General features: G+C 45.4%; 20 protein-coding genes and 1 pseudogene. 7 read left to right on the top strand and 14 right to left on the bottom strand.

Annotation, left to right across the window (positions count from 1 at the left end; genetic code table 11):
- Positions 1-82: 82 nt before the first annotated feature.
- The 3 genes from ACUTSU_RS11120 to ACUTSU_RS11110 are packed head-to-tail and all read right to left on the bottom strand — an operon-like array spanning position 83 to position 7,028.
- The gene (locus ACUTSU_RS11120) at positions 83-3,331 is read right to left on the bottom strand and encodes a type I restriction endonuclease subunit R (RefSeq protein ID WP_445654171.1); all 3,249 of its coding nucleotides are present in this window, start codon (positions 3,329-3,331) and stop codon (positions 83-85) included.
- On the bottom strand, positions 3,328-4,665 hold the full coding sequence (locus tag ACUTSU_RS11115; protein ID WP_445654170.1) for a restriction endonuclease subunit S: 1,338 nt from the start codon (positions 4,663-4,665) through the stop codon (positions 3,328-3,330). Before ACUTSU_RS11115 ends, ACUTSU_RS11120 begins: the two co-directional genes overlap by 4 nt.
- Entirely contained in the window at positions 4,665-7,028 is a 2,364-nt protein-coding gene (locus tag ACUTSU_RS11110; protein ID WP_445654169.1) for a type I restriction-modification system subunit M, read from the bottom strand. The genes ACUTSU_RS11115 and ACUTSU_RS11110 overlap by 1 nt, the downstream gene beginning before the upstream one ends.
- A gap of 318 nt (positions 7,029-7,346) precedes the next feature.
- Here ACUTSU_RS11110 and ACUTSU_RS11105 point away from each other — a divergent pair, with 318 nt between their 5' ends.
- Complete coding sequence (locus ACUTSU_RS11105) at positions 7,347-8,555, top strand: hypothetical protein (protein WP_445654168.1); 1,209 nt, start codon at positions 7,347-7,349, stop codon at positions 8,553-8,555.
- A gap of 124 nt (positions 8,556-8,679) precedes the next feature.
- Here ACUTSU_RS11105 and ACUTSU_RS11100 read toward each other — a convergent pair whose 3' ends face one another.
- From ACUTSU_RS11100 to ACUTSU_RS11050, 11 genes and pseudogenes are all read right to left on the bottom strand, one after another.
- A complete protein-coding gene (locus ACUTSU_RS11100) occupies positions 8,680-8,925 on the bottom strand; it encodes a helix-turn-helix domain-containing protein (protein ID WP_445654167.1) in 246 nt (81 codons plus the stop codon).
- An 86-nt stretch (positions 8,926-9,011) separates the two neighbouring features.
- Positions 9,012-9,488, bottom strand: coding sequence for a putative T6SS immunity periplasmic lipoprotein (locus tag ACUTSU_RS11095; protein WP_445654166.1), 477 nt, complete (start codon positions 9,486-9,488; stop codon positions 9,012-9,014).
- A complete protein-coding gene (locus tag ACUTSU_RS11090; protein ID WP_445654165.1) occupies positions 9,449-9,829 on the bottom strand; it encodes a putative T6SS immunity periplasmic lipoprotein in 381 nt (126 codons plus the stop codon). Before ACUTSU_RS11090 ends, ACUTSU_RS11095 begins: the two co-directional genes overlap by 40 nt.
- Positions 9,830-10,173: 344 nt before the next feature.
- Positions 10,174-10,350 (bottom strand): hypothetical protein, encoded by a 177-nt coding sequence (locus tag ACUTSU_RS11085; RefSeq protein WP_445654164.1) that lies wholly within the window; start codon positions 10,348-10,350, stop codon positions 10,174-10,176.
- A 427-nt stretch (positions 10,351-10,777) separates the two neighbouring features.
- Complete coding sequence (locus tag ACUTSU_RS11080; protein ID WP_445654163.1) at positions 10,778-11,071, bottom strand: contact-dependent growth inhibition system immunity protein; 294 nt, start codon at positions 11,069-11,071, stop codon at positions 10,778-10,780.
- Between the two features lie 196 nt (positions 11,072-11,267).
- A complete protein-coding gene (locus tag ACUTSU_RS11075) occupies positions 11,268-11,384 on the bottom strand; it encodes an RNase A-like domain-containing protein (protein WP_445654162.1) in 117 nt (38 codons plus the stop codon).
- Positions 11,385-11,720: 336 nt separating this feature from the next.
- Entirely contained in the window at positions 11,721-11,903 is a 183-nt protein-coding gene (locus ACUTSU_RS11070) for a hypothetical protein (RefSeq protein ID WP_445651232.1), read from the bottom strand.
- Between the two features lie 300 nt (positions 11,904-12,203).
- The gene (locus ACUTSU_RS11065) at positions 12,204-12,839 is read right to left on the bottom strand and encodes a carbonic anhydrase (protein ID WP_020825036.1); all 636 of its coding nucleotides are present in this window, start codon (positions 12,837-12,839) and stop codon (positions 12,204-12,206) included.
- Positions 12,840-12,969: 130 nt separating this feature from the next.
- Positions 12,970-13,205 (bottom strand): annotated as a pseudogene (locus ACUTSU_RS11060) (CopG family ribbon-helix-helix protein).
- 271 nt (positions 13,206-13,476) lie between these two features.
- Positions 13,477-14,973: an alanine/glycine:cation symporter family protein gene (locus ACUTSU_RS11055; RefSeq protein WP_445651231.1), complete on the bottom strand. Its 1,497-nt coding sequence runs from the start codon at positions 14,971-14,973 to the stop codon at positions 13,477-13,479.
- A gap of 487 nt (positions 14,974-15,460) precedes the next feature.
- Entirely contained in the window at positions 15,461-15,808 is a 348-nt protein-coding gene (locus ACUTSU_RS11050) for a universal stress protein (RefSeq protein ID WP_445654161.1), read from the bottom strand.
- Positions 15,809-15,822: 14 nt separating this feature from the next.
- Between ACUTSU_RS11050 and ACUTSU_RS11045 the strand changes: the two genes are divergently transcribed.
- From ACUTSU_RS11045 to ACUTSU_RS11020, 6 genes are all read left to right on the top strand, one after another.
- Positions 15,823-16,398 carry a hypothetical protein gene (locus tag ACUTSU_RS11045; RefSeq protein ID WP_445654160.1) on the top strand — a complete coding sequence of 192 codons (576 nt, stop codon included), beginning with the start codon at positions 15,823-15,825 and terminating at the stop codon, positions 16,396-16,398.
- Between the two features lie 130 nt (positions 16,399-16,528).
- Complete coding sequence (locus tag ACUTSU_RS11040; protein ID WP_445654159.1) at positions 16,529-19,942, top strand: DEAD/DEAH box helicase family protein; 3,414 nt, start codon at positions 16,529-16,531, stop codon at positions 19,940-19,942.
- 61 nt (positions 19,943-20,003) lie between these two features.
- Positions 20,004-21,632 (top strand): type I restriction-modification system subunit M, encoded by a 1,629-nt coding sequence (locus ACUTSU_RS11035; RefSeq protein ID WP_445654158.1) that lies wholly within the window; start codon positions 20,004-20,006, stop codon positions 21,630-21,632.
- Entirely contained in the window at positions 21,629-22,819 is a 1,191-nt protein-coding gene (locus tag ACUTSU_RS11030) for a restriction endonuclease subunit S (RefSeq protein ID WP_445654157.1), read from the top strand. Before ACUTSU_RS11035 ends, ACUTSU_RS11030 begins: the two co-directional genes overlap by 4 nt.
- A complete protein-coding gene (locus tag ACUTSU_RS11025) occupies positions 22,819-24,513 on the top strand; it encodes an AAA family ATPase (RefSeq protein WP_445654156.1) in 1,695 nt (564 codons plus the stop codon). The genes ACUTSU_RS11030 and ACUTSU_RS11025 overlap by 1 nt, the downstream gene beginning before the upstream one ends.
- Complete coding sequence (locus ACUTSU_RS11020) at positions 24,503-25,429, top strand: HNH endonuclease (RefSeq protein ID WP_445654155.1); 927 nt, start codon at positions 24,503-24,505, stop codon at positions 25,427-25,429. The genes ACUTSU_RS11025 and ACUTSU_RS11020 overlap by 11 nt, the downstream gene beginning before the upstream one ends.

The following is a 25,429-nucleotide window of genomic DNA, read 5'->3' as shown; positions in this document are numbered from 1 at the left end:
GAAAGAAAACCGGTACTATTACTACAAAACTACGGCAGCCAAGACGTTAACATCAAGGCTGCTAGCCACTGCCTAATCAATCTTAAGCGCCTTTCAGCATATCAAACACCACGCGGGCAAATCCCTTGGCGAGCTCTGGGTTGGACAGATACTGCACCATCATTTCGTGCTGAGCTTCATTACTGTCCATGACCGCATCATCAATGGCTTTTGGGAAATCCCCCAGCATGGCCTGTTCGCGGGTGTTGTTGGCTATCTGCGTCATCACCGCTTGGTTTTCCGATAGCTTGTCGCGTACGGTAAACGCGTAGTTGATCATGTCTTTATCACTGAGATTATCAGTCATAAACAGGTCGTTAAGGCGCGCCAGAATGTTCGACAGGAACTCTTCTTTCTTATCCTTCGGCTTGGCTGTGCCGATGTCATTACCCGGCTCGATTTTATAGTCTTCGGCATCTTCCTGAAGCTTGAGATGCTGTTCGTGGATTTTCGAGAGACGGTAATGGCTCATATCCACATTGCTTAAATCAATCTCATCTTCTTCTATACGCTGTTCGTGCAACAGCGGACGTAGATGTCGGGAAAACAGACTCAGTTTTTCCAGATCCTTGTCATCGTACTCAACGATTTGTGACATAAACTCGTAGAAACGGACAAAACTGCCGAGATCTTTTTTGAAGATATCCAGCTTGTCTTTTTCTTGTTTGCAGTCTTTGAAGCTGTTTTCAGCATTGGTGATCAACACCACATCGTTGGTTTTTTTCGTGCGTTCAAAGATCTCTTTTGCCAGCACGTAGGCATCGATAGCCGAGGTATAGCGCTTCTTCCAACGTTCAACGGCCGGCTTGCAGATATTACTGATCGCCGCATTGGATTTGTTTTTGGTAAAGAAAGCCTCGCAGAACTGTTCGACTTCGTTCCACAGGAATATGCCGCTGGTACGCAGTTTCTCAAATAATTCAAAGACTAGTTGGGGATCGCTGACATCCGCCAGTTCTGCCGTTTGGTAGTAAGGTTGGAAAGCGGCAAGGATCTCATCTGGCTCGTTATAGAAATCCAGCACAAAAGTGCCCGACTGCGCTTTGCCTGGATAAGTACGGTTGAGACGCGACAGCGTTTGTACACACTCCACACCGCCAAGCGCTTTATCCACATACATGGCGCATAATTTTGGTTGGTCAAAGCCGGTCTGGAATTTATTTGCCACCAGCATCACCTGATAATCTTCGCTATCAAAAGCTTTACGCATGTCCCGGCCTTTCAGCCCTGGGTTCATATTCATTTCGGTAAACTTTTGATTCAGCAGCGCAAGGCTATTGTGGTCATTTTCAACAAACTCCACCTCGCCAGAGAATGCCACCATCGCATTGATCTTCGCGTAGTGATTCTCGGCAATGTATTTATCAAACGCCAGCTTATAGCGCACCGCCGCTTTACGTGAACTGGTCACCACCATCGCTTTGGCCTGCCCACCCAGCAAATGCATCACATGCTTGCGGAAGTGCTCAACGATCACTTTTACTTTTTGGGCAACGTTATGGTCGTGCAGCGTCACCCACTGGTTCAGTTTGATTTTGGCTTTTTTGCTGTCGACTTCTCGATCGGGATCGTCCAACTTTTGCAGCAGCTTGTATGCCACTTTGTAGTTGGTGTAATTCTTCAGCACGTCCAGAATAAAACCTTCTTCAATTGCCTGGCGCATAGAGTAAACATGGAAAGCTTCTGGCTTATTGGTTTTCGATGCCGGTTCAAGAGGGTTAGGACGACGGCCAAACAACTCGAGGGTTTTGGCTTTTGGCGTGGCGGTAAATGCATAGTAGTTAAGATTGCTGCTACCTTTGCGCGAGGCGACGGTAGCATCAAGAATATCTTCCGACGACAACTCGACATCATCATCCGCCTCTTCCGTCATCAGCACTTCTTTCAACTGACGCGCCGTGGAGCCGCTTTGCGATGAGTGCGCTTCATCGGCGATCACCGCATATTTACGCTGCTTGAGGCTGACGCTGTTTTCTATGGCTTTCAGCACGAACGGGAAGGTCTGGATGGTAACGATAATAATCGGCTGTGAGTTTTCCAGCGCGTTGGCGAGTTTCTCCGACTTCGAACCATCGCCTTCTTTATTATTGATGCGCCCGACCACGCCGTCCGCGTGTTCAAACTGGTAAATGGTGTCTTGAAGCTGATCGTCCAGTACCGTGCGGTCCGTGACCACAATCACCGAATGGAACTGCTTCTCGCCTTTCTCGTCGTATAGCGTGGAAAGCTGATGTGCCGTCCAGGCGATAGAGTTCGATTTCCCGGAACCGGCGCTGTGCTGAATAAGGTATTTATGCCCCGTTCCTTCCACCGTGGCCGCGCTAATCAGTTTATTCACCACGTCCCACTGGTGATAACGCGGGAAAATCAGACTCTCTTTCTTGCCTTTCAGCCCGTTCCACTCTTCTTTTTCTTCGATTTGCAGATGCACAAAACTGGCGAGAATTTTCAGCAGGTTGTCTGGCAGCAGAACTTCATTCCACAGGTAGTCGGTGGCATAGCGATTGGGGTCTTCAGGGATATCGTTCCCCGCACCGCCGGCTTGGGTACCTTTGTTAAACGGCAGGAAGAAGGTGTCATCACCCGCCAGTTTGGTAGCCATAAACACTTCGTACTGACTGACGGCAAAGTGCACCAGCGCACCACGCTTGAAGGTGAGCAGCGGCTCCGGCTTGTTGGTAACCGGATCTTTCGGCAAACGCGTTTTCTTATATTGTTTAATCGCGTTTTGCACCGCCTGCTTAAACTCAGATTTCAGCTCCAGCGTGGCTATCGGCAAGCCATTAACAAACAGCACCAGATCGATTCGCCAATTCTTGGCTTTTGCCCCTGTTTCATCAAATGCCGCTTTGTTGGCATAGGGGCTATAAACCAGTTCCGGCACAATGCGGCAGATGTTCTGCTGATAGCGCGCCAGCGTTTCCGGGTTGAGATTATGTTCGGGCTTAAACTGGCACAGGGAAAATCGTGCGTTATGGCTTTTGATTCCGTGGCGCAATACGCCCAGCGTGCCGTAAGTGCGCGAAAGCATATCGGTGGCGTTGTTATCCGCTTTTTTTAGTTGGGTCACCAACGCATCGAGGAAATGGCGCTCGGTATCGGTCGGGTAAACCTTGGAAAATTTTTCCCACTCCAGCGGCTGGGTGTTTTGCACAAAAGCAATCGCATCTTGCGCATACAAAGCACGTTCGCGATCGTAACCGTCAGATTTGCCGATAATCCATCCCTTGGCAACCATTTGAGCAATCATCTCATTTTGGAAGATTGCCTCTTTGGTGGTGTCCATACTCATGCGGTGACCTCCTGTGATACCTCTGCTTTTTCGGCTTCTGGTGCGACCCAATTGCGTACGTCGATTTTGCCGGTGACGGCCGCGGAGATAAGGGCAGTGCGGCGTTCTTGCATAAGAGATATTTGACTAATAGCCATGCTAATCAGCATTTCAATCTTAGAACATTTAAACTGAAGGTGCTTAGCAATATCAATAGCTTCAGAAATTGGGGGGCGAGTTATACGCAGATTGCCTATAACACCCATACCAATATTTTGCTGAGTACCAAAACTCCAGTTTAACTCAACAGCTGTTTGAAATGGGTTTGACCTCAGAAAATTCAATACAAAATATGGATGGGATAAGGCATCACATCTAATCACAGCCAATGGGGACCATATATTAAACTCACTATCAGTCTCAACGATCGCAGTAACTCCTGTCGTTGCTCCTGATTTAACCATGTATATATCATTAAATTTAGGGGTGTATTTTTTGCTAAACCTTATGTGATCTTTAATAGAGATACATGCCCTCTTTTTCTCAAAGTCTATTATCCCGGATGATATAGCCTCCGCAGAAATAAATGGAACACCCTCATCAATGAAATTTGGTGTTTCATGAGGACCATCGGTGATTGGTGTTGAAACTATATTTTTTATAGCGCATACATCCCAATGCTCCGGTACTTCCCCCAACCACTCAACACCAGAATCTCTCATTGGCACATCGGGGTTTAGCCCTTTAGTCACAGCATGGCTAATCACTGCCTGACGCTTTTCTTTTAGCAGTTCAATCAGTTGCTGTTGCTTCTCGATCAGGTTATCGATTTTTGCGGTTTCGTGAGCGAGGAAAGTGGCAATCTTCTCAGATAGCATAAACGAGCATGTTGGCACAGGTAATAGGCTAATAAACTCCCAACTCGCGCGAGGCATCTTTGAACCATAGGTAGATGAATTTACCTGATCAATAAAATTAGCTGTTAAAGAGTAATAATTCAGAAATCGCGGATGTACTTTTTCAGTTCGGAGGACTAAAAACTCAGATGAACATACACCAGAAAAAGTGGCTAACCATGATTTGGCAAGATAGGGCCTCAGTTTTCCAAAGAGAACATCACTTTTTTTAAAAGAAAGCGACGTACCTTCTGAGATACTTTCCTCTTTGGCAATATACTTACCATCACCACTTGACACATTCTCTAACCCGACAAATTTATCATCGCCTAATGAAGATTTAGCCGTCAATAAAGAAGCTATAAATTTTAATTTTGTGATATGCCAATCAACTGGAATATCCCCCAACCACTCAACACCAGAATCCTTATACTCTGGATAAGCTTGATATTTAGCCATCAGGAATGTACCTCCTGCAGCAACTTCATAATCTCGGCGCTGACGGCATCCAGATCCGCATCAATCTCTTCCAACGGACGCGGTGGCAGATATTCATAGAAGTGGCGGTTAAACGGAATTTCATAACCGACAATACCCACTTCATTATCTTTTGCATCGCGTTTATCGGCGTTAATCCAGGCATCTGCCACATGCGGCAGCACTTCCACTTTAAAGTAGCTCTCGATCAAATCACTGGTAGTCACTTCTGGGTTTAACGGCACGTTTTCGTTGTCGCGAAGCTCACCGTCTTGTTCAAACTCCACCACTTTGCCTTGGTATTCAAACGCGCCGTACAACGGCTGGGCGGCTTCTTTCAGCACCTTTTTCACTACCGGTTCAGCAGCGGGATTTTTGGTGGTGATAGCGTCGATAAACTGTTTGTTCTCTTTGGTATCCAGCTTCACGCCTGCCGCTTTAATTGCGCCTTTTAGTGCGAGTTGGAACTCATTAAAGTCATCGCTAACCTGTGATTTACCGCCCGCTTTAGCCCCCAACGCCGTTTGGATTTGCTGTGCTTTATCCATTAAGGCACGCTGTGCCAGCCACAGTTTGCTGTCCAGCAGGTCTTTAATTTGCTTCTCTTTCAGCTCAGCAAATTCCGCTTTGATAATGGCGCGGGCTTCAACTTCCAGCTCGCTAAAGTCACCGTAATTATCGTTTTGCCACTGTGCGAAGAACTCTTCATACAGACGTTCCATGGAGGCATTAAACGGCTTCGGAGCAAAGCGCAGTGTGGCAATGGCCTCATCAGTGACCTGTGCAGACAAACGCAGCGGGCGTTCTATGGTCAGGCGGCGGTAGCCAAAATCCGTGCTGTTAAAGATTTTGCTGGCGAAGGTTTTTGGCGCTTCGGTTTTCGCCGTTGCCGATTGGCGGCCACGGTTAGATTTCTGCTCCGGCGCTTTTTCCAGGCCTAAATCTTCAAGAGCAGTCGCATCCACCACTTCAAAGTCACCAAAGGTGCGGGTGATAAGCGTGATATCGTCCTCGCCCATCAGGTTACGTTTAGAACCTAATGACTTACGCATCTTGCCGCACAGGTGGGTGCCATCAATCAGTTGGACTTTGCCTTTACGCTCGGCCGCCTTCTTATTCGACAGGATCCACACATAGGTCGCAATGCCGGTGTTGTAGAACATATCTGTTGGCAGCGCGACAATGCCTTCCAGCAAATCGGCTTCCAGAATATAACGGCGAATCTCACTCTCACCGCTGCCCGCCCCGCCGGTAAATAACGGGGAACCGTTGAGGATAATACCGATTCGCCCGCCATTGCTCACAGAGCCATCGGCGTTACGGCTATCACGCATTTTGCTGATCAGGTGCATCAGGAATAGCAGCGAACCATCAGAGACACGCGGCAAGCCTGGGCCAAAGCGCCCGTTAAAGCCTTTCTGCTGATGCTCGTCGTTAATCTCACCTTCAATCTTTTTCCAATCCACGCCAAAGGGTGGGTTAGACAGCATGTAGTCGAACTGGTCCTGCGGTAATTGGTCGTTGGAAAGCGTATTCCCCAATTTGATACGGCTGACATCCTGCCCTTTGATCAGCATATCGGCTTTACAGATGGCGTAAGACTCTGGGTTTAGCTCTTGGCCGAAGGCACGCATTACTGCGTTCGGGTTCAACTCGTGCACGTATTCCATGCCAGAGGAAAGGAAACCGCCGGTACCGGCTGTTGGGTCGTAAATGGTGCGGATGATGCCGTCTTTCGACAAGGCGTCATTATCTTCCATAAACACCAGCGAAGTGGTTAAACGCACGATATCGCGCGGGGTAAAGTGCTCCCCGGCAGTTTCATTCGAACTTTCCGCAAAACGGCGAATCAGCTCTTCAAACACCAGGCCCATATCATGGTTAGAAATGGCTTTTGGGCTCAGCTCGGTAGTGGCGAATTTTTTAACCACCTTGTACAACAGGTTGGCATCATCCAACAGGCTGACAAATTCACTAAATTTGAAGTGCTCAAAGATTTCCCGCGCGTCCTTGGAAAAACACTGAACGTAGTTCTCCAGGTTAGCTTTGATATCGTTCTGCCCCATCTTGCCAAGATCCATCGGCGAGGTATTAAAGAACGAAAGGCCATTGGTCGCACGTAACAGAAACTTATCCCTGCCTTCTTCCGGCAACGGGCTGGTCTTCAACTTTTCCGCTTGTGCCACAACGGCATCTTTACTCGGCGCTAACACGCACTCCAGACGGCGCAGCAGCGTAAAAGGCAAAATCACCCGCCCGTACTGGGATTGCTTAAAATCACCGCGAAGCAAGTCGGCTACCGACCAAATGAAAGCAGCAGTTTGAGAGAAGTTTGTGTTAGCCATATCAACAACCTGAATAGGGGCGCAAAAAGATGGGTAGATTATACATGAATCAATACAGCTTGCTGTGACATCAGTGCGTAGTGGTTTTTACCTGTCAACCGGCACTGGCTAAAGAAGCTGGCAAACTCGCTCTAATGCACGCTTCTAAACATAATTTCATATCAAATTAGAAATAATTCCATTTCGATATTATCTATATAATTAGCAAGTTAATAATCAATAAATGTAAAAAACATAGAGCATTTGATATTAAACTTGATTTGTAGCATAACAGCAGCTGTACATTTATTGGACATAAGCAGATAAGGAAGTCATATAGTGAAAAACAGCCACTTTAAAATCCCAAGCAAGAAATTCATCCTATCCGTAATTTCATCATCGGCATTTATGACAGGATTAACTCTTGCAGTAATATGGCTATATCTATCTAACTTAGACAGATTAGATATATTCTATGACGCAACTAGTGCCAGCTCGGCTATAGCTTTCATATTTGGGTTCGCCATACTATCACTCTTAGGTTTTAGTGTGTTAATATTTTCATCGTCATTTATGATGGTACTTATATTCTCCCACTATGAAAAGGAATTAGTAGAACACAATAAAATAACCCATGGCTTTTCCATTACTGGTCTACTGAACAGCCTTGGATTATGTTTTTTATTGTCCTTATGTTTTTTTTCTTATTATTACTTTAATTTTAACGGACACTTAACCACTATAGCCTTTCTGATAGCATCCGTATTATTTAGTTTTTACATCACTAAAAAGAATATTTTAGACCCAATGAAACATTACCTTCAGAATAACAATGAGGCCAAAGGAAATTTAGAGAAAACATCCACAAAAATACTATTGCCATTACTGCTTCTTACTCCTGCAGTTGTGCAAATGCTCCCACTTTCGTTTTTCTTAAATCAGTTGGAGTTCACGGAAGGTAGTAGCGATTTCGCCCAGATAAGTTTACTGACTGCTGTCGCCATAGCATTCTCCACATTAAGCATTTTACCCGGTGCGATTTACATCAATGAGAAGAAAAATGGCGATTTATTTCGTGCTATAACTATCATTTTGATATCAATTATTACAACTTTAGTTTTTTTATCTATGATATTTCGCCCTATACCAAATATGATTATAAATATGACAATGAACCTATCAGGCATCAGCGACTGGCGTGCTCATGATTTTTATATTAAAGAAAATGTCCATCCGCACGCTATGTTTAATGGACAATTGTGGAACACGAGATACTTTCAAGAGATACCTAATAGGTTCTTTATCACTGGCGTTAGCATTTTCACCTTAGGCAACACACAACTAATCTGCCCGACTACAATCATCCATGCCAGAAAGGAAAGCTTAAAGCTGACAATAGATAACACCAAGGAGCACGATAAAAAAACAAACCATTTAAAAAATATTGCTATGGATTGCATCCCATTTAATAAAAAAGACATCAGTATATGGGACTCACCAATTTCAGAGCCAATCTATTACGATAAATTAAAAAAAAACCAAAAATAACTCGATGATAAAAATTCTCCATTCGTTGAAATAAACTCTATTCTCCCAGCTCTCCATTAATAATTTTAGGAGAGCTGACCTTCAACAGCCCCATTTAGCGCCACACGTAGCTTTTCCATGCTCACTACTCCTGATCCCAGGTTTTGGGATCGACCGGCTTGCCGCGCGGAGTCACTTGTAGCTCTAAATCCAGCGCAGCAAGCAGTTTGAATAACGTCTCCAGCCGTGTGCCGTCCGGGTTGTTTTCAAACGCGGAAACCGTGGCCTGTTTTAACCCAACGCTGTCAGCGGCTTTACTTTGGCTTTGGTTACGCTTCTTACGCTCGTTGCGTAGCGCATGCGCCAACATCTTTGCCGAGGTAATTTTCATTTTATCCCCCCAAGCGGATGAAATGAGTATTATCCCCTTAAAGGGATAAATCAAGTCCTACCCCTTTAAGGGGATAACATTCTCAATCACAGATTAGTAGGAATCACTTTAATTACCCCATTATCATTTCGCACACCAAACCCAGCCCCAAACACCCTGGCAGCAGGCTCAATGCCCTTACGTCGTTTATCCTGCGAAAGCAAAGTCACCGAAACCCCGTAAGACTTTCCGCCTTCGAATTTGTAGTTAAAGTCAGGAATGCATTTATCCGATACCACTGCTGGCATCTCGTTATTAGAGAAATTCTTGCCAAAGATATGAGTAGCATTGCCGAACTCCTCGATAATAACGCCAGATAACCGCTCATCCCCTTCAGGTTGAACCAGCACACAAACTTGATTATCAAAGGTAGTGACGTTGGCCGTGTAGTTCTTGGGCCTTGGATCCTTCATATGCATACAACCAGAGAGCAACAAAGCTGAAGTCAATAAAACAATAATTCGTATCATCATTTCGTTAAAATCTAATTCGGCTTCAAAAAAATATTTTCGCCCTTTGCCCATACGATAAAGCTGGAACGATATGAGTTCAGCGGTGTTCTAACCAGAACGGTATACCCTTCGCCGGCGATAAAATTAAACTCGCCGATGCCTGGGACACACTTCCCGGCTTCCAAAGCCACAGGGCTGTAGGCATATGATTTTTCGTAAACGTAGTCATCACCACCATGTTTCCAGATGGCTATCTTTAAAATAGACTCTTTTCTTACTATTTCTTTCTCATCAAAAAAAACGCAAACTTTACCGGCTACAACCTTGCTTTGCGCTGGGTATAAGTTGAATCTATCCCCCATGGGGCAGCCTGAGAGAAAAAGAGGCAGAAGAAGTAATAAGTATTTACTCATAATGGCAGCCCTGCGCTTCTGATTATTGGTTGAAATTTTGACAATGTATTTCTGTCCACTATCCCTATGTGATTCCTATTTGGCAAACCGAAGAAGGCATTCATACCAAATCTTTTGAGAACGAAATAGTCTGCAATGATCGATGCTTGCTGTTCCATACTGTAGTGGCTCAGCAATTGTTTATCGAGCCGATATTGATAGTTCACCGCCCAACTGAGAAGCCCTCGGGTACGCACCCACATGCCTCTTTGATGCTGCCAAACATGTGCCATCTCATGAATGAAAAGGTGCTGCGCTTCAAGATCCTCATTCGCATAATTACGGTTATATAAGGCTTTACGAAATTATAACTCTCCATTGGGACTCATCGCGGTAAGCTGATTTTGCAACCCAAACGGCAGATAGCTGTCACAATGCACCCGCACTCTGTTATAGAAAATCGAGTTGCCAAACACCGAACGTGCCAGATTAACTTCGCCAGGCGTTAACGCCCGTTTTATCCCTTCTTGTTTCTGTTCCATCCTGGAACTCCCCGATCAAAAGAAGAAGAGATAAAACTCTTTTTTAACCTATTACGTCAATAAGATAAGCCTGAGGGCGTTATCAGAAAGCCCTCAATTGGCTCCCGCAATGGCAGCGTACATGCGGGTTGAACAGGCTGAGTTATTTTGAAAGAAAAGTGAGGGGCATTTGGCAGAATGAGATCGCACGCACAAAAAAACCACCTTTAGGTCTGAGGGAGCCCCAGAAAAAAGACAGGTATAGCGTTTTGTGATCTACTGATTGTGCTAAAAAATTCAATGAGATCACCTCTATGCTCATTTAGACAGGCAGTAAGGCGTTGCCGCTTTTCTCTCCATCGAGATAGCCTCATTGCTATTCTGCCAACGCATAAATATACAGCAAGTGTATGATTGGTAGATTGTGAATAGTTAGCCAAGACCTCCTCTAGGTACTCAAAACATCAACAACTTTTTTGAGGAAAGACTGTGGAGTAAGCCCCCAGGCAGCGGGGGAAAATTCTCCATCAGTAAGCTCAGCAAAAACTGACTCTAACTCTTTCTCATCAGAAAATAATTTTAACAAATCATTTGCTTCATTAATTGTTTTTTGAACAGTTTGTGGATTTTCTGTATTTTTGTAGGCGGTGAATATTTCATCTACTGTCCCACCAAATAAATCATAGCCCTGACCAAAAAATACACGAACCAAAACACCAAGATGGATAAAGTTTGTATTCATATGAACTCTTATTTAATTATCGGATATGCTGTCAGGATATAATAAGATTGACCGTTATACATTTTTTCAATAAAACTACACGCACGCCACTTGTCGTCAGTCTGACTGTACTCCCTTGACGAAAACCAAAACCGACTGTATTCCCTGTACTGTGAGTTAACTCAAGAACAATTGCTGATGATGGATAACCAGCCTATTATTTAATAGCCTGCCGATTAGTTTTTAATGTTTGGCTTATGGCTTTCTCTGCAGTCCGTAAGTCGGTGAACGTAGAGGCCGATTGCATACCAGGACTGCTGGCTAAACGTTGCAATAATTCTTCTGGAGATTTACCTACATGTCTTGCAATGGTATGTCCCCCAGAGTTTCATGCCAGTTAAGGACTCATGTGAAGCAAGGCTAATTCTCCCATAGCGGATTGAAACTACTCTGGCGGCCCCCATTGCCGTTGCAAACCCCAGAGGTACAGCGACATCCACAGCCAGACCTATTTTGAATGCAGTATCTTCATCAGCGCCAAATTTCTTAGCCAGGGCTTCTGCTGAACGATGTGTCGCACTGCGTGTGCTCAGTCCTGTAATCACTTTATCAGCAGCCGTTTTGACTGTATCCATACTATGGGCGCCAACGGCAACACAGCCTACCTTTGTTAATCCCGTTGGTTCTGACGCGGCGCAAGCGCTGTCGCACCTGCCATTTCAAGCGCACCTAAAACCAACTCCAGGCTTCCCCACAAACGATTGCTGAGTGTCTCGCCTTCTGTAACTGATTTGTCTGAAATCACCGCTGCCAGTTGGACTGGCGATAATGCAACAACCAAACCATCATCCATGAGAAACCTCATCCATTGAGAAAAAGCACCTGTATAGCGATGGTAAATTCTCTCTGTACGTTATGCCATCAATCCCGTCTTGAAGTGCGCCATGGAACTACCCAATTCGTCGTGAATTCCTCCGTCGATGCTCTTCGCATGGGTGGTCCGCAGCCGGGTCTTAATATTGTCGAACCGCACATCTGTATACTGCGAAACCTGCCGGGATTCATTGCTGATATCCAGTGCGGAGATATCTACCCTAAAAAAAATCCACGCCGAAGCGTGGATTCAATTTCATGGCCAAGGCCAGGCATCACTTTATTCGAAGTGAACTTCAGGGTTATCTGCCAGTGACACGAAATTCTTCGTATTTTTATCCAACGTGCGAATCTCGCCACTTTCGATGTCGTACACCCAGCCGTGCAGACGCAGGCCATTGTTGCGCAAGCCCACGGCAACCGACGGGTGAGTCTTAATATTATTTAGCTGGGCTATTACGTTCTCTTCGACCATAGCGTTAACTTTGTCGATTTCGTTATCCCAGGTTTTCTTCTCTACCACCGCTTTGGCCGCGTCCGCATAGTGCAGCCAATGGGCCACAGCCGGCATCGGGTCAAGGCACTGGCAAGACGCTATCGCCTTCATGGCGCCGCAGTTCGAGTGGCCGCAAATCACGATATCCGTAACGCCTAGCGCCACAACCGCGTATTCGATGGTCGCCGACACCCCGCCCGGTTCCGGGCCAAAGGAAGGAACGATGTTGCCTGCGTTACGGATAACGAAAAGTTGCCCCGGATCTTGCTGAGTCACAAGCTCGGGTACCAGGCGGCTGTCAGAACACGAAATAAAAAGCGCTTTAGGGTTCTGGCTGGAGGCAAGGCTGCGGAAGAGTTCCTTACGCTGAGGGAAAATCTCTTTCTGGAAGCTGAGGAAACCTTCAATGATATGTTGCATAGCACGCTCTCTGGATCGGTAGTCTCGATAACATGATAAGCATCACTTCCCGTTAGTCCAGCATCTCGTAGGCAAAAAAGGCGCGTTCCAGGTCATGCTGAGCTTTAAGCGCCCAGTAAATTTCCATTTATCAGCTTTTCTTTAAATGATTGGCAAAATCCACTATGTCCGAATGACTCACTACACGACCGGCCTCCACATCAGCAAGACCGACCTGGATGCTCTGGTGACGCCCTTCTCTTTCGGCCAGCATGCGGGTCAAGGCTTCTTTAATAATCCAGCTTTAGAGCGCTCCAACTCAATAGCCAGATTTTCGACGACAGCATCCCAAGATAGTGTTTCGCCACGATATCGTTTTCGGGACAGTGCCTGCGTGTCGTATGGCGAATGGCATGAACTGCAGGTAAAAAAACCGGCCTAAGCCGGTTTTAGGTTGCTGACAAAGCAGGAAAAAGCGTGGTTTTTCCTGCTTTGTGGTGAGCAGCCGAAAATCAATAAATTGATTTTCTGATTTTTATTTATCGGCCTCTACTCGCTCTGGGCTGGAATGAGGTTTGTCATCAGTCTGAAACCGGCCTAAGCCGGTTTGAATACGCTGTATCAGGAAACATCAGGAACCTGTTCGCGCCATGATGCACTATCTGCCGGAAAGCCCTGAGTTTTCATCAATATTTCCCGTTGACTCACGCATCAGGTTCACCTCGGCCCGATTATCTACCCAATAGTCCGCCTGTTTGATTCCGAGCTTCTCAGGGTGAAATACTGGGTCGACACCTTCAGCCAACTGCTTTTCATAATCTTTCAGGCAGATGAACGCCTTATTCCGCAGCAGCAAAATGGCAACGATATTGAGCCAGGCCATCAGTCCCACGCCAATATCCCCCAACCCCCATGCCAGGTCAGCCGTCTTAACCGTGCCGTAAACGGCGGATGCCATTAACCCGATTTTCAGCACAAAGGTAAGCCACGGGCGATGTATCTTCCGGTTGAGGTACGCGATATTGGTCTCGGCAATATAGTAGTAGGCAATGATGGTGGTGAAGGCGAAGAAGAAAAGCGCAATAGCGACAAAGTAACTGCCGAAACCGGGCATCATGCTCTCCATCGCAGTTTGCACATACCCAGGACCGGCGGCAACGCCGGCTACCCCGGTATAAAGAGCACCGCCATCGGCCCCTTGAACGTTATACAAACCGGTAATGAGCAGCATGAAACCGGTGGCGGAGCAGACGAACAATGTGTCGATATAGACCGAGAACGCCTGCACCAGCCCTTGTTTCACCGGGTGGCTGACCGCTGCGGCGGAAGACGCGTGCGGGCCAGTCCCCTGTGCCGCCTCGTTGGAATACACTCCGCGCTTAACCCCCCACATAATAGCCAGCCCCAGAATAGCGCCAAACCCAGCATCAAGACCAAACGCGCTTTTCCAGACCAACAGAATAACGCCCGGCAGTTGCTCGATATTGAGCGCGACAATCACGCAAGCCACAATGATATAACCCAGCGCCATGAACGGCACGACGGTGCCGGCAAAACTCGCAATCCGCTTAACACCGCCGAAAATAATGAAGCCCAACAGCATTGCCAACAACGCGGCCGTCACATTGGGGCTTATCCCAAACGCGACATCCAGGCTGGCCCCGATGGAGTTGGCCTGCACGCCCGGCAACAGCACGCCGCAGGAAAAAATGGTAACGATGGCAAAAACCCAGGCATACCATTTCATGCCAAGCCCTTTCTCGATATAGAAGGCCGGGCCGCCGCGGTATTCCCCATCGAGCTTCTCTTTATAGACCTGGCCCAATGTCGACTCCACAAACGCTGAACTCGCGCCGAGGAAGGCAACCATCCACATCCAGAACAACGCTCCCGGCCCACCGAAGGTAATAGCGGTAGCAACCCCGGCGATGTTACCGGTCCCCACTCGCCCCGCCAGAGTCATGGAAAGCGCCTGGAATGAAGAAACCCCGGCGGCGTTGGCTTTGCCCTGGAATATCAAACGCACCATGCCCTTCAGGTGACGCAGTTGCAGAAAGCGGCTACGCAAAGAAAAGTAGAGGCCTGTCCCCAAACACAGATAGATGAGCGCTGGGCTCCAGATCACGCCGTTGACGGCATTGACAAATTCATTCATGCAATCCAACCCCTTAGTTGATGCCCAGGTAATACTGGCCGTTCACCTGCCTGATACTGGGCTACTGCCTATATGCTATATGCGCCGTCGAGCGTGAGATTTATTCTGTACTGATTTGTATAGTTACATCAAGTAACTAATTCACACATCTGTAACCTGTCGCAAAAACCCGACGTTTGCAAGCGTAACGATGTGGAATACCTCGCATATTTAAACAATTTATCTGAATATCCAACCTTACGACCAACTTAAAATGGCAGCCACTGCCAAACCAATCGGTTAATTAATACCCATATCGCTATTAAGCGCTCCCCTCTGAGGGATCCGACGGTGGGAGCAGCTACGCCTGAGGTCAACGCCCTAAAAAGATTTTTCTCAGCCTATCCAGTACGCTAACTTAATTATCATCAAGCTGTGCACTACTGTTCACCGCCTGCTGAGCAGGTGAACCTCAATACCCTAGCGCTGGTGCCATCCAGCTTTTGATTTAGCTCTTTAATGGAATAACAAGGACATCCGTGGTTAATACGTTAATGGCATTCCTTGCGGATGAAAAAAGATTGCTCCATATATCTTGATGATGACCAAAAATAAACAAATCTATGCTCTTTTCCTCTGCTGCATTTTTTAATTCATAAGCCAGCTCACCGCGCCTGACAATAATTTCAGAGATGGGGTAGTCTGCCGCATTAATCACCGGCAACATTTCATTTCTTATCTTCTCCTCAAACTGGGATTCCGAAAAGTTTTGTACAGGACGGCCAAGTTCAGAATAATAATATGAATTGACCTCCTCCCCAAAGCGCAATATGACGCCAGTTTGAATACAGCACATACGGATAATTCCCCATGCAAGATACAATCGCTCGCTATGATTTTTTACTCAAAACCTACCAAAGCTGGCTTACCGATCTGACCAAACTGACTGTCAGGCATGGAATATGCCATCAGAATATTTATCCCAGCCATTACCTTACGCTGTCGACACTCTACTTCCCGGATACCGGCCCTGTACCTGGGATCGTACCACAGTGCCTGTACCGAATGATCTATAACAAAACCAAGCCAGAACCGCTGAGTATTCAAAATGATTTACGTCTTAGCCTGGAGACTGACGGGCAATTGCTTTTTACTCACGGAGGCCTTGAAGGTGTATTGCTTAGCGAGTGTATCAGGCTCAAGCAACGCTCACTTGCCAATAAACTGATAAGCCTACTTCAGCAGTTCAATAACGTGGAGTATCGCCATAAGCTTGTTTGGCTTTTCTGGTATGACCGTATGCTCGGAGCGCCTCTCGACGACTGGCTGGAGAACCTTAAGAAAATGAATGATGAAGAGTTCTGCTTTTGGCTGTTACAGCGTCAGGAAGAAAACTCAAAGCTAACCCATCTAATGGATGAATATGTGAATTTTACGCACCACTGAAGTTATCCTGCCCCGTACCACGTGTTCATTCTTCAGTGCCCTGAATATGTACAAGCTCACTTTGTCTGCCAAATTAGTGTGATATTCTTTTCAGAAATGCTGTTGTATCCACGACATAAGGCGATGATTGATGGAGCAGTCTCTCAATTTTGAAATGTTGCGCAGCCAGTGGCCGGAACTGGCAGAACTCGCGTGTATGGCGGAACGCTATGTTCACTCCGATCCGGAAAGCTGTCTGGTCAAGCTGCGCAACTACACCGAATTGATGGTGCGTTGGTTATATCGTCAGGAACGGCTGCCTGAAGGCATCAAAGCAAATCTGTACGATTTAATGAACGCCGATGTGTTTACCAGCATGATGCCGGAAGCCATCATCATGAAAATGGATGCGCTGCGTATCCACGGCAACCGTGCCGCGCACGGTGGACGTATCAAAGCCAAAGATACCTACTGGCTGCTTAAGGAAGCGTATTTATTAGGTGTCTGGCTATATGTTCGTTACGCCCACGGTAATGTTGATAACTGCCCCAAATTTTCTCTCCCTCCGTTAACGCAATCTTCAGGTCGTGCAGATGAAAAACGTCTGGAAGATGCAATCAGGGCTCAAGATGAAAGCCGTGAGCGCGAATTGGCATTACAACGCGCATTACAACAGGAGCAGGAAAAGGCCGAACACCTCACTCAGCGCCTGAATGAAGCCAGAGCGCGTAACCAGCATGTTGCCGATATCCTCTCTATTGATGAAGCGGAAACCCGCCGCCGTCTGATTGATTCTCGTCTGCTTGCTGCTGACTGGAATGTAGGTGAAGAACTTAAGAATACCGATCAGGTTACGCAGGAACACCCGGTTAAAGAACAACCTACTACAACCGGCGACGGTTACGCGGATTATGTCTTGTGGGATGAAGCGCATAAACCGCTGGCGGTGGTGGAAGCAAAAAAAACCAGCGTCAATGCCGAACAAGGACGAATTCAGGCCCGACTGTATGCAGACTGGCTGGAAAAAGAATATGGTCAGCGTCCGGTCATTTTCTACACCAACGGCTACGACATCTGGCTGTGGGACGACCATAAAACTCATGGCTATCCTCCGCGCCGGGTATTTGGCTTCTACAGCATGGAAAGCCTGCAATATCTTATTCAGCAGCGAGAAACCCGTCTGCCACTGAACAGTGTGCCGCACGTAAAAGACAACGAAGGTAAAGCTGTTGCCGGACGTTTGTATCAGCTTGAAACCATTGCCCGCGTCAGCGAACGGTTTACTAATAAGTACCGACAATCGTTAATTGTTCAGGCTACAGGTACAGGCAAAACCCGCGTGGCAATTGCGCTAAGCAAACTAATGATCGATGCCCGCTGGGTAAAACGTGTCCTGTTTCTTTGTGACCGCAAAGAGCTACGTAAGCAGGCGGCGAATGCCTTCAATCAGTTCACCAATGAGCCGCTGTATGTGGTCGGGAAATCGAAGAAAGCAGACAGACAGAATGCCAGGATCTACATCGCCACCTATCCCGGCATGATGAAAATCATGGACCATTTTGATGTCGGTTATTTTGATTTGATCATCGCCGATGAATCCCATCGTTCGATCTATAACGTTTACGGCGATCTGTTTAAGTATTTTGATGCCCTCCAGATTGGCCTGACGGCCACGCCGATCGACATGGTGAGTAAAACCACTTTCGGCCTGTTTGGTTGTGAAGGACGTATCCCCACCGCCAACTACAGCCTGGAAGATGCCATCGCTGATAACAATCTGGTGCCTTATGACGTCGTCACACACACCACGGAATTCCTGCGCGAAGGCATCAAACGGGAGAAATTAAGCGACGCGCAAATACGTGAGCTGGAAGAACAGGGTATAGATCCCAATACGCTGGAATTTGATGGCAAGGCGCTTGATGAAGCAATTTATAACAAAGACACCAACCGCTATATCCTGCGTAACCTGATGGAAAATGGCCTGAAAGATCGGGACGGCCAACTGCCAGGTAAAACCATCATTTTCGCCCGTAACCACAAACACGCGCTGCTGTTGAATGAATTGTTCGACGACATGTACCCGCAGTTTGCCGGACGCTTCTGCCAGGTCATCGACAACTACGATCCCCGCGCCGAGCAACTGATTGACGATTTTAAAGGGCTGGATGAAAGCACCAACAAAGAGCTGACCATCGCTATCTCTGTTGACATGCTTGATACCGGCATTGACGTCCCGGAAATTGTGAATCTGGTCTTTGCCAAGCCGGTCAAATCGAAAGTGAAGTTCTGGCAGATGATTGGCCGTGGTACGCGCCTCTGCTCGGGGCTGTACGGCAACGATGAGAACGGCAAACCGCTAGACAAACAGAAATTTCGCATCTTCGATCATTGGGGCAATTTCGAGTATCACGAACTTCATACCGAAGAGGCCGAAGTTAAACCAACGAAATCGCTGGCGCAAAAACGCTTCGAGGCATGGGTAATTTTGGGAGCAGTAGCGCAGCGTAAGTTCGACAAACAAGCTGTAGATTTGGTAGCTCATCAACTTCGTGAACAGATCAATGCGTTGGATGAAAAGTCGATTGCTGTGCAGGAAAAATGGCAACAAAAAGCGCAGTACAGCGATGAAAAATTGCTGCGTCAGCTTTCACCAAAAACACAGCAGGATCTGCTTTCTATTCTGGCACCGTTAATGCAATGGCTGGATGTACGCGGACAAAGCGACGCCATGCGCTTTGATATGGACATCCTTGCGGCGCAAACCGCTCGATATACCAACCCGGAAGAGCTAGACGTACTTTGGCCGGAAATCGTGGAAAAAATAGAGCGCTTACCGCCACATTTGGCGCAGGTACAGCAGCAGGGTCAGCGGATTAATCAGCTCCATGATTTAAGCTGGTGGAAGCAGGCCAGTCTGGAAGAGCTGGAAGATATTCGCATTCACCTGCGCGGCATAATGCACCTGATGGAAAAAGATCCAACGCCACAATTCAGTTCCTTGCAGGTGGATATCACCGAAGATGTAGGCCAGATTCAGACGGAAACCCGCAAGACTAATGTTCGTTCCATTGATTTCAAACTTTATCGCCAGCAGGTTCAGGGCGCACTTGAACCACTGTTCCAGCAAAACCCGGTGCTGAAGAAGATTCGCAACGGCGAACCGGTAACGCAAAGTGAACTCGATGAACTGGCAAAACTGGTTTTGATCCAGAATCCTAACGTCGATATCCGGGCGCTGAAGGATTTCTACCCTCAGGCAACCGCCAGCCTAGATAAATTGTTACGTACCATTATCGGGATGGACAGCGACGCGGTGGAAGTACGTTTTGCGCAATTCGCTGCTGATAATAGTCTGACCAGCCCGCAACTGCGTTTCCTCTCGCTGCTGAAAAATCATATCCGTGATTACGGCACTATCGAGATGAAGCAGCTCTTTGAACAACCTTTCACACATATTCACCAAGGAGGCGTCGCGGGCGTATTCCCGGATGTGGCACAAATCACCCGCTTGCAAAAGATAGTCGAAGAGCTGGGTGTCGTGACCGACACGGCAACGGTATAATGCGTTCATGACAAGCCCCGGCAGCGGGGATTTTGTATTTATAACAAGGTAGAAGTTAACGATGATCACCGGTGACTTAAAAAGTAAAATCGACGGGCTGTGGGAAGATTTCTGGGTGGGCGGCATCACCAACCCGCTGACCGTTATCGAACAGATCACCTACCTGATGTATTCCCGTATGCTGGATACCCTGGAACAACGGGACGAAAAGCGTAAGCAAATTGCGGGGGTTGATTTTAAACCGCGCTTTGCACCTGAGCAGCAGGAGTTTCGTTTCAGCCACTACAGTAATCTGGGTTCAGATGAAATGATGGATGTGGTGCGCGATGGCGTATTCCAACACTTCCGTCAACTTGGGCAGGCGGATAAAACGAAGGCCACGCTGTTGGGTAACTTTATGAAGGATGCCCGACTAGAGATCGTCAAGCCTTCGCTGTTGACCAAAGCGGTGGAAGTCATTAAAAACCTGCCGCTGGATCGTGGTGACACCAAAGGTGATCTCTACGAATACCTGTTAAGCAAGTTGACTACCGCCGGGATCAACGGCCAGTTCCGCACCCCGCGCCATATCATCCGTACCATGGTCGAGATGATGGAGCCAAATCCGGCGCGTGGTGAGACGATTTGCGATCCGGCCTGTGGTACGGGTGGTTTTCTGGCGATCAGCTATGAGTATCTACTGGAAAAATACAGCTCGCTGGAATCCATTCATACCGAGATTGGCAGCAACGAACGCGGTGAGCTGGAAGAACAAAAAATCTTTACTGGCGATCTACTGACGCCGTGGCGTGACCATGTGGATAACAGTATGTTCCACGGTTACGACTTCGATACCACTATGCTACGTATCGCCGCCATGAACCTGATTATGCATGGTGTGGAAGAGCCGGATATTCACTATCAGGACACCATGAGCCAGAGTTTTAGCACCAACTTCCCGCAAGCCAGCAAAAACGCCTTTAACCTGATCCTGGCAAACCCGCCATTTACCGGTTCACTGGATGAGGAAGATATTGATGCCTCGCTGTCGGGAATGGTGAAGACTAAAAAAACTGAGCTGCTGTTCCTGACGCGTATTCTTCAAATGCTGAAAGTGGGTGGTCGCAGCGCCACTATCGTGCCGCAGGGCGTGTTGTTTGGTTCTAGTAAGGCACACCAGTCGCTACGTCAAACGCTGGTGGAAAATAACCAACTGGAAGCAGTGATCAACTTGCCTTCCGGTGTATTCAAACCTTATGCGGGCGTGGCGACGGCGATCCTGCTCTTTACTAAAGGTGGCCAGACAGATGAAGTCTGGTTCTACGACCTGCACAATGACGGCTACAGCCTCGATGACAAACGTAATCCGATAAAGGATAACGACCTGCCGCATTTACTTGCGAGCTGGAAGCACTATCGTGCTTTACGTGGTTTGCCGGTAGATAACTTTATGGGCGAGAAATTTTCCTCGTTGCTAAAGCAACAGTATCCAAAAGGCGTTGACGTTGATTTTAAAGATCGCACGCAAGCCGCGTTTGTGGTGCCAAAAGAAGATATCGCTGCGCAGAAATACGATCTCTCCATTAATCGCTATAAAGAAGTGGTGTATCAGACGGAGGAGTATGAAGATCCGAAAGTGATACTGAAGCGGTTAAAGCATCTGGAAGAAGAAATTCTGGCGGACTTGGATGAGCTGGAGGGGATGCTTTGAGTTGGCCGATGGGAAAAATTTCCGATATTGCTGAAGTTATATCCGGGTTTGCTTTTAAAAGCGAATGGTTTGGTACAGGAGATGCGATAGTTATTCGGATTGGTGATCTTAAGAACGGCCGAATCGATCTTAGTAAGGCTATGGTCTTTGATTACAAAGCTAACAACGTTCGCGAACAATTTAGAATCAAAAGCGGTGATATTTTAATGGCTCTATCTGGCGCAACTGTTGGAAAAATAGCCGTTGCTGATTCAGAGGCTGAAGGCGCATATCTAAATCAACGAGTAGCAGTTGTTCGGGGCAAACGCCCTGAAAATTCAGAATATTTAAAATACGTATTTTCAGGAAGTCCACTTCAAAAATTACTCCTAAACGCTGGGGGGGCAGCGCAACCAAATCTTAGTACGAAAGATTTGGCTGCGATGGAAATTCCCATCCCCTCGCTTACTGAACAAAAACGCATCTCATCTATCCTCGATAAAGCAGATGGAATACGCCAAAAAAGTGGGCAAGCTATCAAATTAGCTGATGAATTTTTGTGTAATGCATTCCTGGAGATGTTTGGCGATCCTGTTGAAAATCCGAAGAGATGGAAAAAGAATAAAATAAAAAAAGGCGTGTTAGATATTATTTCCGGATGGAGTGCAACAGGAGATAATCAACCCTGTAAATTTGATGAGTTTGGTGTATTAAAAATCAGCTCTGTTACTTCTGGAATATTTAAACCAGAGGAAAATAAAGTAGTAGATCGCGAAAACATTCCTGCTTCAAAAAAACTTATCATGCCTAAGAAAGGTGATTTACTGTTTAGTCGTGCAAATACCCGGGAGTTGGTTGCTGCAATATGTATGGTTAATCAAGATTACGATAACATTTTTCTTCCTGATAAACTTTGGTCGATTAAGTTAAATTATGAATTATTACTACCAGAGTTTTTCATTTTTTTGATACAAAATGAAAAAGTCCGAGAGTTATTAACAAAGCAAGCAACTGGCACGAGCGGTTCTATGCTTAATATCTCTAAAGGTAAGTTTGAAGAGACTGAGATTATTTATCCAGATTTGGATGTTCAACAAAAATTTTGTACTTTGTTCAATAAAACGATGCTTTGTAAAAATAAAATTATTAAAAGCAATAAATTTGCAGAGGAATCATTCAACTCATTGTCTAAAAAGGCATTTATATAATGAGAATTGTTTACACGCCTAATCTTTACTGGAGGGAAGTACCTCCAGCCAAACCACAACTTGGAGATGTATTGTCTCTGAGTAGTAATAACTGGGATGATTATAGCTATAAAACGACTTTAAATGCAAAGATATACATTAACAATCAATTAATATCATTTGATTTTTCTATAAAATTATTAATTGAAGATGTAGATAACACAGCAATAAAACTTGATGAATTATGTAAGGACGGATGGGATGGTATATTCCCCATACCTAATATTAATTACATAGCGCTCCCATCTGATATTGATTTTTATAAAATACTTATATCTAAAGTTGGTGAAGAAAAAGCAATTACTCTTCTTAATGAACTGCACGATGCTGGTTTTAGCAAAAATGTATACCACAATGAAGTTTCTAATAAACTCATAGAACATGATGGGTTTAAAAAATCATTGCTTCGAGAAAGTGGAGCAAACAAAGCATTTCAAGATGGTTATCTTATATTTCAAGATATTTATGCAGAAATACGAGATTTTCAATTAAATATTTTATCTAAAGATTGTTGTGTAAAAAGCATTCCGTTCAAATTTGAATCATCATCATTATTACCTTATGATATCAATGTAATTATAGGTCCGAACGGAATTGGTAAGTCTCATTGTCTTAAATCACTGGTTGAATATTGGTTACAAACAGGCATGGGGGAGCCACGTATACTTGAAAGGAGTAAACATACACCGTTTGATGAAAGGCCAAATATAAGTAAACTTGTTCTTGTTTCCTATAGCCCTTTTGAAGAGTTTAGTCTCGATCTAGAAAAAAATAACTTACAGGACAAAAAGGCATACCAATACTTTGGCTTTAGGCAAATGAGAGATGATGGGAAAATTGGTATTAGTCGCAACTTGCCAGCTTTAAATTCAAGTGAATCTTTACTTGAAATGATATCTGATGATGAAAAATACAAATTTATTGAAAATAGAGTAAAAAAATTTAACTCTGTTGATTCTGCACTCAAATCTGCAATCAGCTATGATTACTGTGTGCTGCGATTATCATCTCAAGATGATTTATCCTATCTTGGAAATGATGTTATTACAATAAATAATGAAAAATATCTTCCTGCCATTAATATCATGCAATGGGCTGAACACATTGATTTAATAATTAATTCTTTATTACTAAATGATGGTGTCATCTTCGTTAAAGATGGAAATATTGTACGCTTGAGTTCCGGACAACGACTATTTGTATATATAGCTATTAATGTTGTTGGCGCTATGAAGGAAAATAGTTTGATTGTTATCGATGAACCTGAATTATTTTTACATCCTAATCTTGAAATAGAATTTATAAGTTTATTAAAAAAAGTACTAACCCCTTTTCGCTCTAAAGCTATTTTGGCCACTCATTCTTTATCTATCACGCGTGAAGTTCCTTCAAAATGCGTTCATATATTTCGCGAGGAAGAAAATGGTTTAGAAATAGTCCCTCCACCATTTGAAACATTCGGTGGTAATGTCCAGCGTATTTCATCTTATGTTTTCGGAGATAAATCAATTTCAAAACCCTTTGATGAATGGCTCGATATGCAGTTAAAGGAAGTTGGAGATCCTGAACGACTTATCGAAATGTTAGGGGAGGAGGTTAATGAGGAAATGATAATGAAAATCATGAGCTTAGGAAAGAAATCCCATGGTCGCTAAGTTAGCTTTACCAGAGGATGATTCTATTACAGTGCTTCGTGCAGTAATTTCTGAAAGAGAGAAATTCAGAGATTTCTATAATGCACTCACTGAAGCATGGGTTCTACATGTGCAAAACTATTTGGAACATCATGGTGATCCACAGATAATCTCCCCCTTAGTTTTGTCATCTTTTATCTCAGAGGCTGCAATAATTGAGGAAGAGGCTAAAACAAACAATGACAATCGACTTATACCGGCACAGATAAGAGTCGAACAAAAAAGAAAAAAAAGTCTTATTGGATTATATTCCCCTAAGGAAGATAAATCACCTTATGTTATTCTGGACAAATTAAGAAGGAAGCATAACCTATTATTCTGTCCGTGCTGTGGTGAGCCAGGGAAACCTACAACCTTAGATCATTACTTACCTAAAACGTCTTATCCTGAATTATCTATAATAATCGCAAATTTAACTCCTATGTGTAGCGAGTGTCAACAAAAAAAAAGCTCAGATTATTTAGACGCCAATGGAGACAAGATCTATATACATCCTTACTTTGATGCTATTGAGCAAGTTCAGTTAAGTATAAACATAACCGCTCCATACACTAATCCAACATTCACATTGATAGTTCCTGATGATGGGGTTGACGATGAGCTCCATAGCTTATTAATACGCCATATCAATGGGATTGATTTTTTAGAACGATTTGATGAGTTCTGCCGAAATGAGTATATGGCCTTGCTGCGCACAATGTCCTTAGAGCGTCAGGACGAAGCCCCCGAAAGCGCGCAAAGAATAATTCGTCGATTCAAACGTCAATACGATAATCAGTCTCAAAACAGATGGGAAGCCATTTTCTATAGGGGTATTTTTAATAATAATAACCTTCTTAATTATCTGGATAGCGGTATCTTACCTGAATTCAATTAA

Source organism: Serratia sp. NA_13, assembly GCF_052691735.1.
The sequence above is the reverse complement of the archived record's forward strand: the minus strand, read 5'-3'. Positions and strand labels throughout refer to the sequence as shown.